The sequence below is a fragment of the Myxococcus sp. CA023 genome (genome assembly GCF_010998615.1).
Lineage (GTDB): Bacteria > Myxococcota > Myxococcia > Myxococcales > Myxococcaceae > Myxococcus.
The window spans coordinates 74,081-89,642 of sequence record NZ_JAAEAH010000032.1; the positions used below are offsets into that span (position 1 = coordinate 74,081).

Genomic DNA, 15,562 nt, shown 5'->3' on the forward strand with positions numbered 1-15,562 from the left:
TTTCCGCCAAGTGGATACTTCAGCAGAACCTGCTGAGTCGATTCAGACCCATGGAGGCCCTTGGGGGACCATGCCCCAGAGAAGTCGATATGAACACTAAGGTGCTACTTCCGAGGCTCGTGTCCTTCAAAGTCTCCGGTGCCTCACCGGTATTCAGAAGCGACATTGAGCGAGAGGTTACGTCAGGTATCAACTTCATTCTAGGTGGCAACGGTCTCGGAAAAACCACCACCATACAGGCCCTTGTATTCGCACTGAGCGGCGGCATCACAAAGCACTTCGAGCCTGATCGCTCCTTTCGCTGGAACCACAAGTGGTTTTCCGGACGCGTTGACCCAGACAATGCATCAAGTGCATTCGTTGAGATTGAATTCTATCTAGGACAGCGGCGTATTGGGATCCGCAGGCAGTTTTCCTCATCAGCCGTTTCCGCCGTAAAGCTTGCTGATTCAAGCGAGTGGATCACGGATAAGCCAGAAGCGGCCTCTGCGCTTGCGAATGAATTGGCAGTTGCGGGCTTTAGCTCGGTGGATGATTTTGCATTTGTTGTGCATCGGTTGCTTTACCTTGCAGAAGACCGGCGTGCGATAGCCTGGGATGCATCTGCCCAAGTACGCCTCCTGATGCTGCTTAGCCCTGAAGCGATTAGCGAGGAGCAGTTCCGAAAGAGCAGGGAGAACCTTAAGCGGGTGGATTCGAGCCGACGGCACGCGCATGTTGCGGTGGGCAAGCTTCAGAGCCTGCTTGGGCAAAAGGCGGAACCTCCTAAGCCTAGACCCAATGAAGTGCCACAGTCGGTCCTTGGAACGGACGATCAGGACGAATCCGAGGTAAGTGCAACAGCAGTGCTTGAATCGCTCGAACGCGCAATTAGCGCGCGGGCGGCTGCAGAGCAGGTGCTCCAGGAACTTGATCGCAGCCTCGGCCAACGAAGCAACGAAGTTGACCAACTTCGAGCACAAATCGACGCAGCGGAGGTTGCTCTTGTTCAGGAATCGTTAGGCGAAATCGAGACTGAGCGGCGACTCCCGCTGGCAAAGCTGCTGGAGCGAGGGCTGTGCCCCGCGTGCGGGACGCATAGCACAGAGTTGCAGCGGCTCGCACACAAGCACGCCAATGACTCCCAGTGTCTAGTCTGCGGGACGGCAGAGGAATCTGTTGACTGGCAGAATCTTTCGAGTTTGCACTCACAGCTTTCCGAAAAGCTGCGCGCTCAACGTGCACTGGACGAGCGAAGGCGCGCCGCACTGGGACAGCTACAACTTGCCCAGCGCGAGGAGGATCGACTGTCTCTGCGAGTCACTGCCAGAGCGCTCAAATCGCCGGCGCGAATCGAACCTCTGTCGCCTACTAGTGACGTTAAGGGTCGACCGCGCCCAACAGAGCTGCGCCAACGGCTTGTAACTGCTCAAGAAACTGAAGCCCTGCTTTTATCGGAGGTGAAGGGCTACCAGCATCGACTCGCTAGATCATACTCGCGCTTCAAGGGGGGGATAGCGGACCGTCTCGAAGAGCTGCGTAAGTTATATGCCGAGTATGCCACCGCATTCCTGGGATACGAATGCTCGCTCGTGGATGTCCCCAATAACGACCGACTGTTTCGCCTTGAGCAACTGGTCCCGCGTTTTCATGGTGTCGTTCGGCATCAGCCGGAGTCTTGTTCTGAAGCGCAGCAGTTCTTCCTCGACATTGCGCTTCGCATGGCATTCATCAGCCTTAGCCGGACGCTCTCTGGAGAGCCTGCAACCTTCTTGTGCGAGACGCCGGAGAATGCCCTGGATATGAGCTACGTCAAGAATGTGGCAACTATGTTTACCGCGTTTGCCAAAGAGCGTCACTCAGTTGTGCTTACGGCAAATATCCAAGAGCAAGGCCTGTATCATCATCTCCTGAGCGGCATTAAGCGGGAACAAATTCAACAGCGAGTGCTGAATCTGCTGGATTATGGGCGTCTCAGCAAAGTCCACGAGGCTGCGGTCAACGACTTGCGGAAACACTCCCCGAAAATCTGAGGTTGCTTTATGAGAGCAGTTCGGATTGCGCTGCGAATGCGCGATGTCGGCGTAGCACTTGCCTCAGCTGGCGTGTTCAATCAGCCGCTGGGTAAGCTCCAGTTACAAAAGTACATTTACCTGCTTGACGCCCTGGGTGGGGTCTTTGAAACATTGGCTCCCTCGGAGGGGCACCGCACTTATCTGCATGGTCCATATGATTGGGCCATTCAAGACGCGGTTGACAGTCTTTCCTTTCGGGGGCTGGTCAGAATTGAAGCAGTTAAGCGTCATGGTGGCGGAGGTGTGATGGCCCGATATCGTCTCACGGGTGACGGTAACTATTGGGTTGACTCTCTTCGCCAAACAGAATTGTTGAGTCGGAGGTTTCGCGCTGGGGATGCTATCGCTCGACGAGTTGAGCGGATTGGGTGGACGCGGCTTCGCGAACTAGTTTACGCAGAGCCTACGTTTGTCGAACGCGCCTCAGTTGGATACGGTCAGGAGCTTTCCCCTGCGACTGCCTTCGACGCATCTACTCGCGAGCTTGTTAGCGTAATCTGCGAGGCTCTTGAGGCCGGTTGGTCTGACTTTCGAGTCAGCGAAGATGCTATTGCCGACGTCTTCTTTCGCTACTTGGATGCCTACTCAAGACGTGGAACTTCAACTCCGAAGGGAGCTGAGCTTGAGCCTCACAATTGACCAACAGCAAGTTCTGAAGTCAGTGCTAGGAGAACTGGGGACCAAGGTGGGAAGCCGCCTTGGCCTGGACTTCGACATTACTCAGGAGTTTTTTGCCCTCCTGCGAAAGCACACAGAAGATACGCGAGGAATCGCGAAGGGTGATTACTCCGTTGCACTGCTTCCGACGGGGACCGGTTCGGCCACCCTAACTAGCGCAACGATTGCGGCATCCTTGGCCCTGAAGCTAAATAGATTTACAGTGGACCTTAAGCTGAGATTGGTTCAGGTCGAAACGGCATCCGTCTCCGAGCTCGACGTTACGCAACGTTCGGAGCAACAAGGTATCGTCGAGGTGCTGACGGCAGTGGGGGGGTACTCACGGATTGTAGTTCAGGGGGTCCTGGTTGCTGTTTGGCAACCCCCAGATGAGAACAATCGCCGCTTGTCTGCGCTTTGGAACCGCCCCATTGGAGACTTTGACAAAATCCTCAAAGATCATGTGGAGAACAGCATATCTTATGAGCGGGGAGTGGAATACTGGGCGGACAAGAAGAACAGAGTTCTTTTGGCAGGCAGGAAGGGAACGGAGCACATCTTCCATTTGCCTCTTTTCTGGTGGCTCGATAACTATGTGAATGATGCGCTTAAGGTAGTTGGCGAAACTCGGGGTTTAGGGCAGGACGCAACCGACATTACCGTGATTACCGCATCAGGAAGTCACGTTATCGAGATTAAGTGGCTAGGTCGAAACGAAGCCTCGACTGAATACAAGCACCCGCCCAGGATCAATGAGGGGCTTGCTCAGGTCGACACCTATCTTAAGAAAGACCCGCAACTGGTGGCTGGACACGTTGTCGTATACGACGCGCGGGAGCCTGATATACATGCGTCAAACTCTGCCCACGACGACCGGATTCGGCATCTGAAGTGTTCCATTCCGCACATCGTCTTTCTCAAGAGCGACACCCCGAGCAAATCAGCTGAGAAGTCAAGCAGGTCGGCAGTTGCCCTGAAAGTGTCTTCACCAAGCACGCCTGAACCTTTAACTCGGAAGAAAATCCGGGCGGCAACTGCGCCCAAGAGCCCCTCGCCGAGTGCCGTTAAGCCATCTACGCGGAAGAAGAGTCGGGCGGCAACTGCGCCTAAGAACTCATCGCCGAGTGCAGCCAAGCCATCTATGCGGAAGGCACTTCGCAGCGCCTCTTCAACACCAAAGAGGCGGAAGAAGAAAGTCTAGATAAAGTGATTCAGCCGAATTTTGATAATCGTTTTGTGGGTCGAGAACTCTCTGTCTTTGCCCCCAACCGCGGCAAGCCACGGCACAGATGGTACGAGTTCAAAGAGGGATTCTCCGATGAACTTGTTGAGGAGGCGCTTGCAGAGATGCGCGGATACGGCAAGCGACTTCGACTCCTTGACCCGTTCGCGGGTAGTGGGACATCTCTTGTTGCTGCCGCGCGTTTGGGGCATTCGGCAACGGGGCTTGAGGTAAATCCCTTTCTAGCGTTCGCGGCTGGCGCGAAGTGTCATGTCGGTGCCTGGGCAGAGAAGGGCTTCAATCGAACGCTTGAGCGCCTGTGCAGCAAAGGGCGGCTTGAAATCCGATCCCCATTGGAGGGGCTTTCGACTTTCACTCAGCGCGAGGGTGCTTCGCGGTGGTTGTTCAACCGAAGCGTTGCCCGCGGCTTCTCTGCGATCAATTCCAGGTTGGACCGAAGGATTGGCCCCTATGCGCCTCTTAAACTTGCCTTACTAGCGGCTGCAATGGAGTGCTGCAACGCTACGCCTGACGGCAAGTGTCTTCGATACAGGCAGAATTGGGAATCTCTCGGCTATTCTTCTGAGGACCTGCGTTCTTCGTTTCAGAGACGGGCGCGCATCATCTTCGATGACTTGAATGCCCAGCCACTCTCTCGCAACGCCGTAAAGGTACGCCATGGAGACGCTAGGTCATTAATCCGGAGGCTCCGAAGCGAGAGCCATGACCTCCTAGTGACGTCCCCCCCGTACCTCAACTCCTTCGATTATACCGATGTCTACCGCCCGGAAATGTTTCTGGGCGGATTTGTGCAGAACAATCAAGAACTCTATCAGGTTCGATTGCGCACCATTCGTTCTCACGTTCAGGCTAACTGGCGGAAACCGCGCGATATTGTATCCCCAATGCTTGTTCCATTGTTGGAACGGCTCGTGGGGTCGGAGCGTTTGTGGGACCATCGTATCCCGAGCATGGTACAGGCATACTTCGAGGACATGCAGATCATCCTTCGGGAGGGTCACCGTGTGACGAGGAAAGGTGGCCAAGCGTGGATCGTAGTGAGCACATCAGCTTACGATGGAGTCGAGATTCCAGTTGACCTGATCATCGCAGATATTGCGACGCGCCAGCGCTGGTCATTGACTTCAGTCAATGTACTCAGGGGGCTCAGGGCCTCAGGCCAACACTGGAGGCATCTCTCTCCCGGAGCGAAACCTCCACTTCGAGAGTCGCTCATCATCCTTCACAAGTAGTGGAGTTGTTTCGTAACCGTCCGGTGGACGTAGTGCCGTGACGCTTTATGGCGGACGAGGACCGTGTTCGGCGAGCACCGGGAGGTGTTCAGGGACTGGGCTGGAGGGGCGACTCGACCGGGTCGGCGGCACGTCGCCGCTTCCACTCGTGGGGTAGCAGCTCTCCTATGCGCGAGTTGGGGTGCGTCTGCACTGTGTCCGTCCGGCCAAGGACGTGCTGAGAGGTGTTGAGTGAGGCGTCGGCGCCGTGGACGCTGGCGTGCATGTCGAAGCCGGAATGGTTGCGGGTTGCGGAAGCCTTTGAGACGAGCCGACTGACGCAGAAGGAGTTCTCCCACCAGAGATGCATGCGGTTGAGCACGTTGCAGTCGTGGATGTACTGGCGTCGGCGCCAGGAGGCTGGGAAGACGGAGCCGGTGCGCCTACTGCCGGTGGAGGTGGCTGGTGCGTCGCAGCCGCGCACGATGCAGCTCAATGTGGTAATGGCAATCGGCGCGGGTGCGCTTCGCGGACAGCACCGACGTGGAGTTCGCGTCCAGACCCGTCGCCGCGCTGGGGCGGTGAGGCGGTGAGGCGGTGTTCTCGCCGCCTGCGTCGGTGCGCGTGGTGCTGGCGACTCAGCCGGTGGATATGTGCAAGCCGATAGATGGCCTCACGGCGCTGGTGCGCGCAGCGTGGGGCGAGGACGTCTACTCGGACCACCTCTTCGCCTTTGTCTCGCACAAAGGGGACAGAATCAAAGTGCTGACGTGGCGCCGGGGCGGCTTCGTGTTGCTTTAAAATCGGCTGGAGACGGGGCGCGTCCAACTGCCACCGGTGGCGAGGGCGCGCAGACGGTGCACCTGGACGCAACGCAGTTGGCGATGCTGGTGGACGGCAGCTACTTGGCCCAAGTCAGGCGCCAGCCTGCCCGGGCTCCTCCGGGGCGTACGGATACCTGACGTGCCCGGCCCGGTATGCGGTGCGGCTGCGGTGTGTTGATGCCTGGTGACTCAAGAGCTGCCTCAAGGCCACTGCTGTGCTTGGCGTGAGGAGGCTGAGTACCTCAAGGCCGAGGTGAGCCGCATGGGTAGCGAGGTAGGCGCGCGCAAGTGGCAGCTTGCTGCACTGCAGCGCCACGTCTTCGGCCGTAGGGCGGAGACGGTGCCGGCGGTGGCGCCTGATTTGCGAGGGGACGTGGACTCGACGGCGGCTCGGGCCGAGGCCCAACACAAGGAGTCGCGAGCCGGAGACAGCGAACGACTGCGAACGTCAATTGCCTGTGCTCCACAGGCTCAAAGGTCTCGGCGAGACGCTCTCGAAAGCGGACTGATGCCTAGACCGGTGGCATCGCGGGGCGCGCAGAGGCGGCGACGTGGACTGGCGCTGCGCGATCAGTGGCCCGCTGCATACGATATCACCGGTAGTATGGGGTTGAGGCGTCCATCGCCGCCTTGCGGCGCGCTTGCCGGGAGCCGCAAACCAAGTGAGAGACGAATCTAGAGAGCGGAGAGAGACGCCTTCTCAGAAAATTCAGAGCGGAAAGAGCGGGTCTCCAGGGGAATGTTGTTAACCGCCTCCCCAAAAGTTAACAGCACCTGTTAACCACTCTCGGCCTCTCTCTCCCCAGAACGGGTGAAAGAGCGGTCCAGAGAGCCCAATTGGCGGCGGAGGAGAGGGGGCATCTCGCTCTGCAGAGCGGAGAGCCAAGAGCGCCCTCTGCAGCACCGCGAGCCAGAATCCCTTGTGATTCAGGGGCTTAAGCACGAAGGCCCCGCGATATTCATCGCGAGGCCCGTGTAAAACAAAAGGGCCCTACCGGTTGGTAGGGCCCTTCGTTCAGCTCCCCGACGTGGACTCGAACCACGGACCTAGTGATTAACAGTCACCCGCTCTACCGGCTGAGCTATCGGGGAATATGTCCTCACGGCGGAACCGCGTTGCCGTGATGAGGCGCTTTCTAGAGAATGGTGCCCGCTCTGTCAACAGTCCCTTTTGATCCGCTCTCTCGGCTTCGCCTCCAGCCCTGGTCCGCACTCACCGGCCTGGGCCCCGTGGCGGCCGATGCCATCGCCCAGGTGCTCGCCGGCTCTGCCGCTGAGCGCGTGCTCGACCGTACTCTACGTGACCGTCGCTCCCTGACCCGAGAGCAGCGCCAGGCCCTCAAGGAGGCCGTCTTCAACGTCGGGCTCTGGCGGCGCCACCTCGGGTTCCTCCTGGGCCGCGAGGATGCCGCCCCTCCCTTTCTGCTCCATGCCTTGATGCACGGCCTCTCGGGCGTCCCGGCTGTGGAGTCCGCCGCCCTGGCCGGGCTCGGGGCTGAGGCGCCGCCCCCGTTGGTTTCGGCGCTCCCCCCCACGCTCGCACTCCGCGCCTCCCTGCCGGACTGGCTCGCCGACCATTTCGCCCGGGAGTTCGGTCCCGAGGCCGACGACTTCTGCGCCCACCTGAACGTCCCCGGGCCCATCACCCTCCGGGCCAACGTGCTGCGCACCTCGCGGGAGGCCCTTGCCGAGCGGTTGCGCTCCGAGGGCGTCGAGACGCGCCCGGGGCCCTGGAGCCCGCTGGCGCTCCATATCGAGGGTCCCCGGCCCAACCTCTATGGGCTCCGTTCCCTCCAGGAGGGCCTGTTCGAAGTCCAGGACGAGGGCAGCCAGCTCCTGGGGCTCCTCGTGGAGGCCCGGCCCGGGGAGACGGTGCTGGACCTCTGTGCCGGCGCGGGCGGCAAGACGCTCCAACTGGGCGCGGACATGAAGGACTCGGGGCGGCTCCTGGCCTATGACCCGGACCCCGAGCGGCTCGACCGGCTCCTCCAGCGCTCCGCCCGGGCTCACCTCACCCGAGTCCAGGTGCTCCGGAGCCTTCCCGAGGGACTGGACGCGGACCGGGTGCTCGTGGACGCGCCGTGCTCGGAGCTGGGCTCCCTGCGCCGGGGCCCCGACCAGCGCTTCCGCATCCAGCCGGAGGTGCTCACCCGGTTTCCGGTGCTCCAGCAGGACATCCTCCAGCGTGGGGCCCGTCTGGTGCGGCCCGGCGGGCGGCTCGTCTACGCCACCTGCACCGTCAACCGCGCGGAGAATGAGGACGTCGTCGCCGCCTTCCTGGCTTCTCGCCTGGACTTCCGCCTCGTACGGCCCGGGGCGGGGTGGCTCTCCGACGCGTGTCTCCGCGACGGATTCCTCTTCGTCGCGCCCCACCGGCATGGCACGGACGCCTTCTTCGCGGCGGTCCTGGAGCGGTCGGCAGGGTAGGGGCGGGGGCGGCAGGCGGTCGCAGTGTCCGTGTCCCGACGGACGGGGGAACTCAACGCTTCGCCCGTCCGGGCCTCGAATCACGGTGCCCCTCGGGCCCCGGGTGCTATGAAGCGCCCCGTGCGCTGGCTCAAGCCCCTTCCGCTCCGTCCTCGCGACGCCGTGCATGTCGTCGCCCCCTCCGGGCCCTTCGACCGCCCGAGTTTCGAGGCCGGCCTGGCCGTCATCGCGGAGCGCTACAGCCCCGTCCACGGCCCCGACATCTTCGCCGCCCACCGCTACCTCGCGGGGGATGACGCGCGCCGGGGCGGGGAGCTGTCGCGCGCCCTGCTGGACCGGGACGCCCGCGCCATCTTCAGCGCCCGCGGTGGCTACGGCAGCGCCCGGCTCCTGCCGGACCTTCCTTTCGCGGACGCCTCGCACGCGGCCTTCGTCGGCTTCTCCGACCTCACCTCCGTGCATGGGGCGCTCCAGGCGCTGGGGCGCGTCTCCTTCCACGGGCCCGTCCTCACGCAGCTCGGCCGGCAGCCTCCCGCGGTGCGCGAGTACCTGTTCCGACTCCTCGAGTCCCCCGAGGCGCCGCCCCCGCTGACGGGCTCGGCGACCTACGTGCCCGGCATGGCGGAGGGGCACCTCGTGGGAGGCAACCTGTCCGTGCTGTCGCGCCTCATCGGCACCTCGTACATGCCGCCGCTCGACGGCGCGGTGCTGCTGCTGGAGGACGTCACCGAGCGCCCGTACCGCATCGATCGCATGTGGACCCACCTGCGCCTGGCGGGTGTCTTCTCCCGCGTGCGAGGCATCGTCCTGGGCGACTTCACCGGCTGCGAGGAGAAGGGCGCGGACTACTCCAGCGCCGACGTGCTCCGTGAGCTCGCGCGCGAGGCGGGCCTTCCCTGCGCGGCGGGCTTCCCCATCGGCCACGGTGACATCAACTACCCCGTGGCGCTCGGCACCCAGGTCCGCCTGGACGCGGACGCCGCGCGCCTCACCTTCCTCGAAGGAGCCGTGCGGGCATGAGTGGCGGTACCCACCCCATCGCGATTCTGCAGAAGGTCCTCGATGACGCCTGTGACCTGGGCGTCTTCCCCTCGGCCCAGGCCGTCGTGCTGCACCGGGGCGTCCAGGTGTTCGGCGGCGTCGCGGGCAAGGTCTCCGGCGACACGCGCTTCGACCTGGCGTCGCTCACCAAGGTCATCAGCACCACCTCGCTCTTCCTCCGCCTCTGGACGGAAGGGAAGGTGGGGCCGGAGACGCTGGTGTCCCGCTACTTCCCGGGCACGCCCGTGGGCGACGCGGGCGTCACCGTGGCGGACCTGCTCTACCACCGCTCCGGGCTGCCGCCCTTCGTGCCCTTCTTCGCGCAGGCGCTCACCGCGCACCCCGAGTTGCTGGACGCGGACTGTCCCTCCGCCCTGCGCGCACGCGTCCGCGACGAGGTCATCCAGGCCGCCGCCGCCACGCCGCTCGCTGCCGAGCCCAGGACGCGCGCCGCCTACAGCGACGTGGGCTTCATCCTCCTGGGCGAAATCCTCTCGCGGGCCGCGGGCGCTCCGCTGGACACGCTCTTCTCCCGCCACATCGCCGAGCCCCTGGGCCTCAGCGCCCGCTTCCACCGTCTCACCGACTTCCCCGCGGACGCCATGCCCGCGCCCACCGGCGCCACCCGCCCGCGCGAGCCCGCTCCGGGGCAGGAGACGCTGTGGAAGGACGTGCCCACCCAGCCCACGCGCACGGGCGAAGTGGACGACGACAACGCCTGGGTGATGGACGGCGTCGCCGGCCACGCGGGCCTCTTCGGCACCGCCGTGGACGTGGCCCGCTTCGGCCAGGCCGTGCTGGACGGTTGCGCGGGTGGGGCCATCATCGCGCCGGGGCCGCTGTGGCACCGGGCGCTGGCCACGGACCCGAAGGTGCAGGCCAGCACCCGCTCCATGGGCTTCGATTCGCCCTCCGAGGGCGTGTCCAGCGCCGGGCACTACATTGGCGACACCCCGCCGGGCGCGGTGGGGCACCTGGGCTTCACCGGCACCAGCCTCTGGGTGGACCTGCGCCGCTCGCTGGTGGTGGCGCTGGTGACGAACCGCGTGGCCAACGGCCGCCAGGAAACGCGCATCCGGGATTTCCGACCGCTCTTCCATGACTTCGTCGTGGAGGCGCTCGAACTCACTGAAACGAAGCAGGGACACCATGGCTGACGACAACGGAAACGTCCTCGACACCCTCGAACCCGGCAGCGTGCGCCGCATCCACCTGGTGGGCGTGGCGGGCACGGGCATGGGCTCCTTCGCCGGCATGCTCAAGGCCGCCGGCTACGACGTCACCGGCAGCGACGAGAATGTCTACCCGCCCATGAGCGACATGCTCCGGACGTGGGGCATCCCCGCCGCCACGCCGTACCGTCCGGAGAACCTGGACGCGGCGAAGCCGGACCTCGTCATCATCGGCAATGTCATCCGCCGCGTGAACCCCGAGGCCACCGCCGTGCGCGAGCGCGGCCTCAAGCAGATGAGCTTCCCCGCCGCGCTGGGCTCGCTCTTCCTCGACCGGTCGCACTCCGTCGTCGTGGCCGGCACGCACGGGAAGACGACGACGTCCTCGCTCATGGCCCACGTGCTGGTGGCGGCGGGCAAGGACCCGTCCTTCCTCGTGGGCGGCGTCACGCAGAACTACGCGGGCAACTACCGCGTGGGGAAGGGGCCGCACTTCGTCGTGGAGGGCGACGAGTACGACACCGCGTACTGGGACAAGGGCTCCAAGTTCCTCCACTACCGGCCGCGCACCGCCATCCTCACCAGCGTGGAGTTCGACCACGCGGACATCTTCCGCGACTTGCCGCACTACGAGGCGACCTTCGAGAAGTTCGTCCGGCTCATCCCCCAGGACGGGCAGTTGGTCGTTTGCGCCGCCTACCCCAACGCGGTGAAGCTGTCGCGCGAGGGCTGCCCGGGGCGCGTGGTGACGTACGTGGCGAAGGAGGGCGCGGACGCGGACTACACGCCGCGCAACCTGTCCTTCGGCCCGGATGGCGCGCGCTTCGATGTGGTGGCGCGCGGCGAGGTGCAGGGCACGGTGCAGCTCCCCATGGGCGGCGCGCACAACGTGGAGAACGCGCTGGCCGTCATCGCCGCGGCGCAGGGCCTGGGGCTCACCTTCGACGAAATCGCGCAGGGGCTGGCCACCTTCAGCGGTGTGAAGCGCCGGCAGGAGATTCGCGGCGAGCCAGACGGCGTCATGGTGATTGACGACTTCGCGCACCACCCGACGGCGGTGCGGGAGACCATCGCTGCCATCCACCACCGCTACCCGGAGCGGCGGCTGTGGGCCATCTTCGAGCCGCGCTCCAACACCAGCCGCCGCAACATCCACCAGGAGGACTACGCCCACGCCTTCCCCGGCGCGGCCCGCGCCAGCCTCAAGGTGCCCGAGCGCCACGACAAGGTGCCCGTGGGCGAGGAACTCGACGTGCGCAAGCTCGTCACCGACCTCCAGGCCCAGGGCATCCCCGCCGAGGGCGCCACGGACGTGCAGGCCCTGGTGGACCTGGCCGCCCGCGAGGCCCGTCCCGGCGATGTGCTGCTGGTGATGAGCAACGGGGCCTTTGGTGGTTTCATCGACAAGGTGCTCGCGGCCCTCGCGGCCCGGGCGCAGAAGGGAGCCTGACATGCCGCGCCTGCCATTCGCCGTCGTCGTTGGGGCGCTCGCGCTGTCCGGCTGTGCGAGCGCTCCCTCCATTCCGCCTCTGGGGCCAGAGGGGCAGGGGACTTCGCAGCGCAGCGGGCTCAAGGGCTCGCAGCCGCTGGACTTCCAGGTGAAGCGCTATCCCGGCGGCGAGCCGTATGACCTCGCCTCGGACCGGGGCAGCGTGGTGGTGCTCGACGTGTGGGCCACCTGGTGCGAGCCCTGCAAGGACGCGCTCCCCTACTACCAGGACCTCGCGAACGAGTACGCGGCCCAGGGCCTGAAGGTGTACGCGCTCAACATCGACGAGGACCCGCGCGCCATCCCCGCCTTCCTGGCGGAGACGAACGTGACGCTGCCCATCCTCCTGGACCAGAACGCCCAGGTGGCCGAGCGCACCCTCAAGGTGCGGGGCATGCCCACCACGTATTTCATCGACCGCAAGGGCATGGTGCGCCACGTCCATGAAGGCTTCGCCGAGGAGTTCCTCGCGAAGTACCAGACGGAGCTCGAGGCGCTGCTCGCCGAGCCCACCCCGTAGAGGAGAGCGTCATGTCCCAGGACTCGCCCGACAGCCTGCGCCGCACCGCCGAGGAGGGGGCCCGGCTCGCTGGCCGCATCCTCGCGGACCGGTTCCTGGGCGAGCGCACCATCGAGTTCAAGGGTGGCATCGACCTGGTGACGGACGCGGACAAGGCCTCCGAGGAAGCGCTGCTCGCCTTCATCCGCGAGCGCCACCCCGACCACGCCATCCTCGCGGAGGAGAGCGGCGCCACGCAGGGCACCGACAGCCTGCGCTGGCTGGTGGACCCGCTGGACGGCACCACCAACTACTCGCACCGCGTGCCGCACTTCTGCGTCAGCGTGGCGGTGGAGGGCCCCGGCGGCGTGCTGGCTGGCGTCGTCTATGACCCGATGCTGGACGAGCTGTTCTCCGCCGCGCGCGGGCAGGGCGCCACGCTCAACGGCCGTCCGCTGCGCGCCAGCACCGTGTCCTCGTTGGACCGGGCGCTGCTCTGCACGGGCTTCCCCTACGACGTGCGCGAACGCCCGGAGGGGCCGGTGGGCCTCTTCACCCGCCTCATCCTCCACGCGCAGGGCATGCGCCGCACGGGCAGCGCCGCCATGGACCTGGCCTACGTGGCCGCGGGCCGCTTCGACGGCTTCTTCGAGTTCGGCTTGAAGCCGTGGGACATCGCCGCGGGCTCGCTGTTGGTGGAGGAGGCGGGCGGTGTCGTCCGCCACATCTCCGGCGAGCCCTTCGACGTGCTGCGCGGTGACGTGATTGCCTCCGCGCCCGCGCTGGCCCCGGCGCTGCTGTCCGAGGCGAAGCGCTTCGTGGACGGGCTTCGCGAACAGCCTCCGCGCGGCTGAGGTTCAGGCGAAGGCTAGAAGAAGCTCTCCGGCACGAAGACGATGTCGCCGGGCTGGAGCATGAAGTTCTTCTCCCGCCCCACGCCGATGTCCTCCACGGGCACGCGAATCTTGCGCTCCTGCCCGTCCACCACGCGCGTCACCAGCGTGTTGTTCTTCGCCGCCAGCTTGGTGAAGCCGCCAGCCAGCGTAATCGCCTGGACGATGGACATCTCGTTGTCCACGGAGAAGGTGCCCGGCTTCTGCACCTCGCCGAAGACGAACACCTTCTGCGAGTTGTACTCGCGGATGAGCACCGATACCTGGGGGCGGCGCACGTAGCGCGCCAGGCAGTCCCGCAGCTGGTCCGCCGCCGAACTGGGCGTCGTCCCCGACAGCGGCACCTTGCCGCACAGCGGGTAGTCGATGGTGCCCTCGCTGGACAGGCGCCAGGTGCCGGAGTGCTCGGGCTCCTGGAAGACGCGCACCTCCACGACGTCTCCGGGCCCCAGCTTGCCGCCACTGGAGCGCGCGGCTTCCGCCTCCGCGGCGGGCGTGGGAGCGGGCGGCGGCGGGCGCTGCGACGTGCCGAAGCAGGCGGGCAGCGTCAGCAGGGACAGCACGGTGAGGGCGGCGCGGAAGCTGTTCATCTCCAGGAGGGACAGACGCTCACTCAGTACGTCACGGAGAGGCGGGCGTACCCCTCGTGCCGCGAGTAGTTGAGACCGCCGCCATCCACCGAGGAGGAGCGGCGACCCAGCATGTAGCCTGCAGCGCCCGTCAGCCACGGGTAGAACTGGTACTCCGGGCCGATATTCACGCCGACGACGGTGTCCTTCCGGCCGCCGTCGAAGCGCAGGAAGTCCACGGCGAGCCCGCCGGACACCGTCAGCTTGCCGCCGAAGAGGGCGCGCACCTCGCCGTAGCCCCGGTTGTCCGTGAAGAAGCCGTAGGCGGCCACGGGCTCCAGGGTGCGCAGGTAGCCCGCCTTGAAGCTCAGGGTGGGACTGTAGAGGTAGGTGCCCTCCATCTGCCCCAGGAAGGTGCCGCCGCCGGTGCTGCCGAAGTTCTGGCCCCAGCCCGCCTTGGCCGTGACGGCCACCTTGGGGGACACGAGGCCCGCCACGCCGCCCATGATGCGCAACAGCGAGGCCCCCGGCGTGCTGTCGTTGAAGTAGCTGCGCACGTCCAGGTGGGTGTCCAGCACCACCGCCGTCTTCGGCAGGAAGCGCCAGCGGCCTTCCGCGCCCACGCGCAGGTTGCCGTAGTCGAAGCGCTCCACGGCGGCCGGGTCGCACACGCTTTCGGCGCAGCCAACGGGGCTCACCGAGCTCAGCGGCTGGAAGAACTCCACCGCGTAGGCCACGCTGGGCGTCAGCTCCAGCGCGCCGCCGCCGGGGCGCCACGGGGCCTTCACGCGCGCTTCATTGAAGAGGCTGAGCACGCCCACGCCCACGGCCGCGGTGCGCGTGCGGTCCGAGCGCGCGAACTGGTTCGACACCTCCAGCGACAGCGGGGCGTCCGGGTTGAGGCGCGCGTTGAGGTCCGCCGCGCCCTCCATGCGCGAGGCTGCGCTGGAGTTCTTCGTCACCAGGCCCGTGTACAGCACGTAGTCCAGGTTGGCGCCCAGGTTGAACGCCAGCGTGGACGACGGAATCTCCAGCCGGAAGCCAGGGCGGAAGCGCAGCGCCACGTCGCTCGCCAGGTTGGCCGAGACCGGGTCGCTGTTGGGCTCCGCGTTGGAGGTGGGCGAGAAGTAGCCCACGCCGCTGTCCAGCCGCGTCTCCAGGTCGAAGTAGGGGTGCAGCCGCCCGTTGCCCACCTTGAAGCCGTTGCCCCCGGTGGGCGGCGTCGCGATGCCCTGGGCGGAGGCCGTGCCGCCCAGCGCGAGCAGCGCCAGTGCACCCAGTCCTCCCCAGAATGTCGCGGGCTGCTTCATGGCTCAGAAGGGCTTCCCAGGTGTGAGGCGCATCTCCTCCCACCTTTCGTGCTTGCGGCCGGCGGCGTCATAACATGCGGGTCAGGCCGGACCGAACGTTTGTTGGCGGGGTTACCGGATGGGGCTGGCGGGAGGTGGGCGCACCAGGACGATGTCGGGCGTAGGGGGACGGG

General features: G+C 65.2%; 11 protein-coding genes and 1 tRNA gene. 9 read left to right on the forward strand and 3 right to left on the reverse strand.

Features of this window, described 5'->3' with window-relative positions; translation table 11 throughout:
* Window positions 1–119 precede the first annotated feature (119 nt).
* The 3 genes from F8M74_RS16080 (at window position 120) to tnpB (ending at window position 5,966) form a co-directional block, all read left to right on the forward strand.
* On the forward strand, window positions 120–2,012 hold the full coding sequence (locus F8M74_RS16080; protein WP_162295003.1) for an AAA family ATPase: 1,893 nt from the start codon (window positions 120–122) through the stop codon (window positions 2,010–2,012).
* A gap of 634 nt (window positions 2,013–2,646) precedes the next feature.
* A complete protein-coding gene (locus tag F8M74_RS16085; protein ID WP_141255337.1) occupies window positions 2,647–3,912 on the forward strand; it encodes a hypothetical protein in 1,266 nt (421 codons plus the stop codon).
* Window positions 3,913–5,762: 1,850 nt separating this feature from the next.
* Window positions 5,763–5,966, forward strand: coding sequence for an IS66 family insertion sequence element accessory protein TnpB (gene tnpB, locus F8M74_RS16095; protein WP_141255336.1), 204 nt, complete (start codon window positions 5,763–5,765; stop codon window positions 5,964–5,966).
* Window positions 5,967–7,008: 1,042 nt separating this feature from the next.
* On the opposite strand, the gene F8M74_RS16100 is transcribed toward tnpB, so the two are convergent.
* A tRNA-Asn gene (locus tag F8M74_RS16100) sits at window positions 7,009–7,081 on the reverse strand.
* A 51-nt stretch (window positions 7,082–7,132) separates the two neighbouring features.
* Here F8M74_RS16100 and F8M74_RS16105 point away from each other — a divergent pair.
* From F8M74_RS16105 to F8M74_RS16130, 6 genes are all read left to right on the forward strand, one after another.
* Complete coding sequence (locus tag F8M74_RS16105; protein WP_141255335.1) at window positions 7,133–8,416, forward strand: RsmB/NOP family class I SAM-dependent RNA methyltransferase; 1,284 nt, start codon at window positions 7,133–7,135, stop codon at window positions 8,414–8,416.
* Window positions 8,417–8,524: 108 nt separating this feature from the next.
* Entirely contained in the window at window positions 8,525–9,436 is a 912-nt protein-coding gene (locus F8M74_RS16110) for an LD-carboxypeptidase (RefSeq protein ID WP_141255334.1), read from the forward strand.
* A complete protein-coding gene (locus F8M74_RS16115; RefSeq protein ID WP_141255333.1) occupies window positions 9,433–10,614 on the forward strand; it encodes a serine hydrolase in 1,182 nt (393 codons plus the stop codon). Before F8M74_RS16110 ends, F8M74_RS16115 begins: the two co-directional genes overlap by 4 nt.
* On the forward strand, window positions 10,607–12,079 hold the full coding sequence (mpl, locus tag F8M74_RS16120) for a UDP-N-acetylmuramate:L-alanyl-gamma-D-glutamyl-meso-diaminopimelate ligase (RefSeq protein ID WP_141255332.1): 1,473 nt from the start codon (window positions 10,607–10,609) through the stop codon (window positions 12,077–12,079). Before F8M74_RS16115 ends, mpl begins: the two co-directional genes overlap by 8 nt.
* Before the next feature lies 1 nt (window position 12,080).
* Window positions 12,081–12,638: a TlpA disulfide reductase family protein gene (locus F8M74_RS16125; protein WP_141255331.1), complete on the forward strand. Its 558-nt coding sequence runs from the start codon at window positions 12,081–12,083 to the stop codon at window positions 12,636–12,638.
* Between the two features lie 11 nt (window positions 12,639–12,649).
* Complete coding sequence (locus F8M74_RS16130) at window positions 12,650–13,471, forward strand: inositol monophosphatase family protein (protein WP_141255330.1); 822 nt, start codon at window positions 12,650–12,652, stop codon at window positions 13,469–13,471.
* A 14-nt stretch (window positions 13,472–13,485) separates the two neighbouring features.
* On the opposite strand, the gene F8M74_RS16135 is transcribed toward F8M74_RS16130, so the two are convergent.
* Both F8M74_RS16135 and F8M74_RS16140 read right to left on the reverse strand, forming a co-directional pair.
* Complete coding sequence (locus tag F8M74_RS16135; RefSeq protein ID WP_141255329.1) at window positions 13,486–14,100, reverse strand: polysaccharide biosynthesis/export family protein; 615 nt, start codon at window positions 14,098–14,100, stop codon at window positions 13,486–13,488.
* Window positions 14,101–14,123: 23 nt separating this feature from the next.
* Window positions 14,124–15,389, reverse strand: coding sequence for a hypothetical protein (locus F8M74_RS16140; RefSeq protein WP_141255328.1), 1,266 nt, complete (start codon window positions 15,387–15,389; stop codon window positions 14,124–14,126).
* Window positions 15,390–15,562 lie beyond the last annotated feature (173 nt).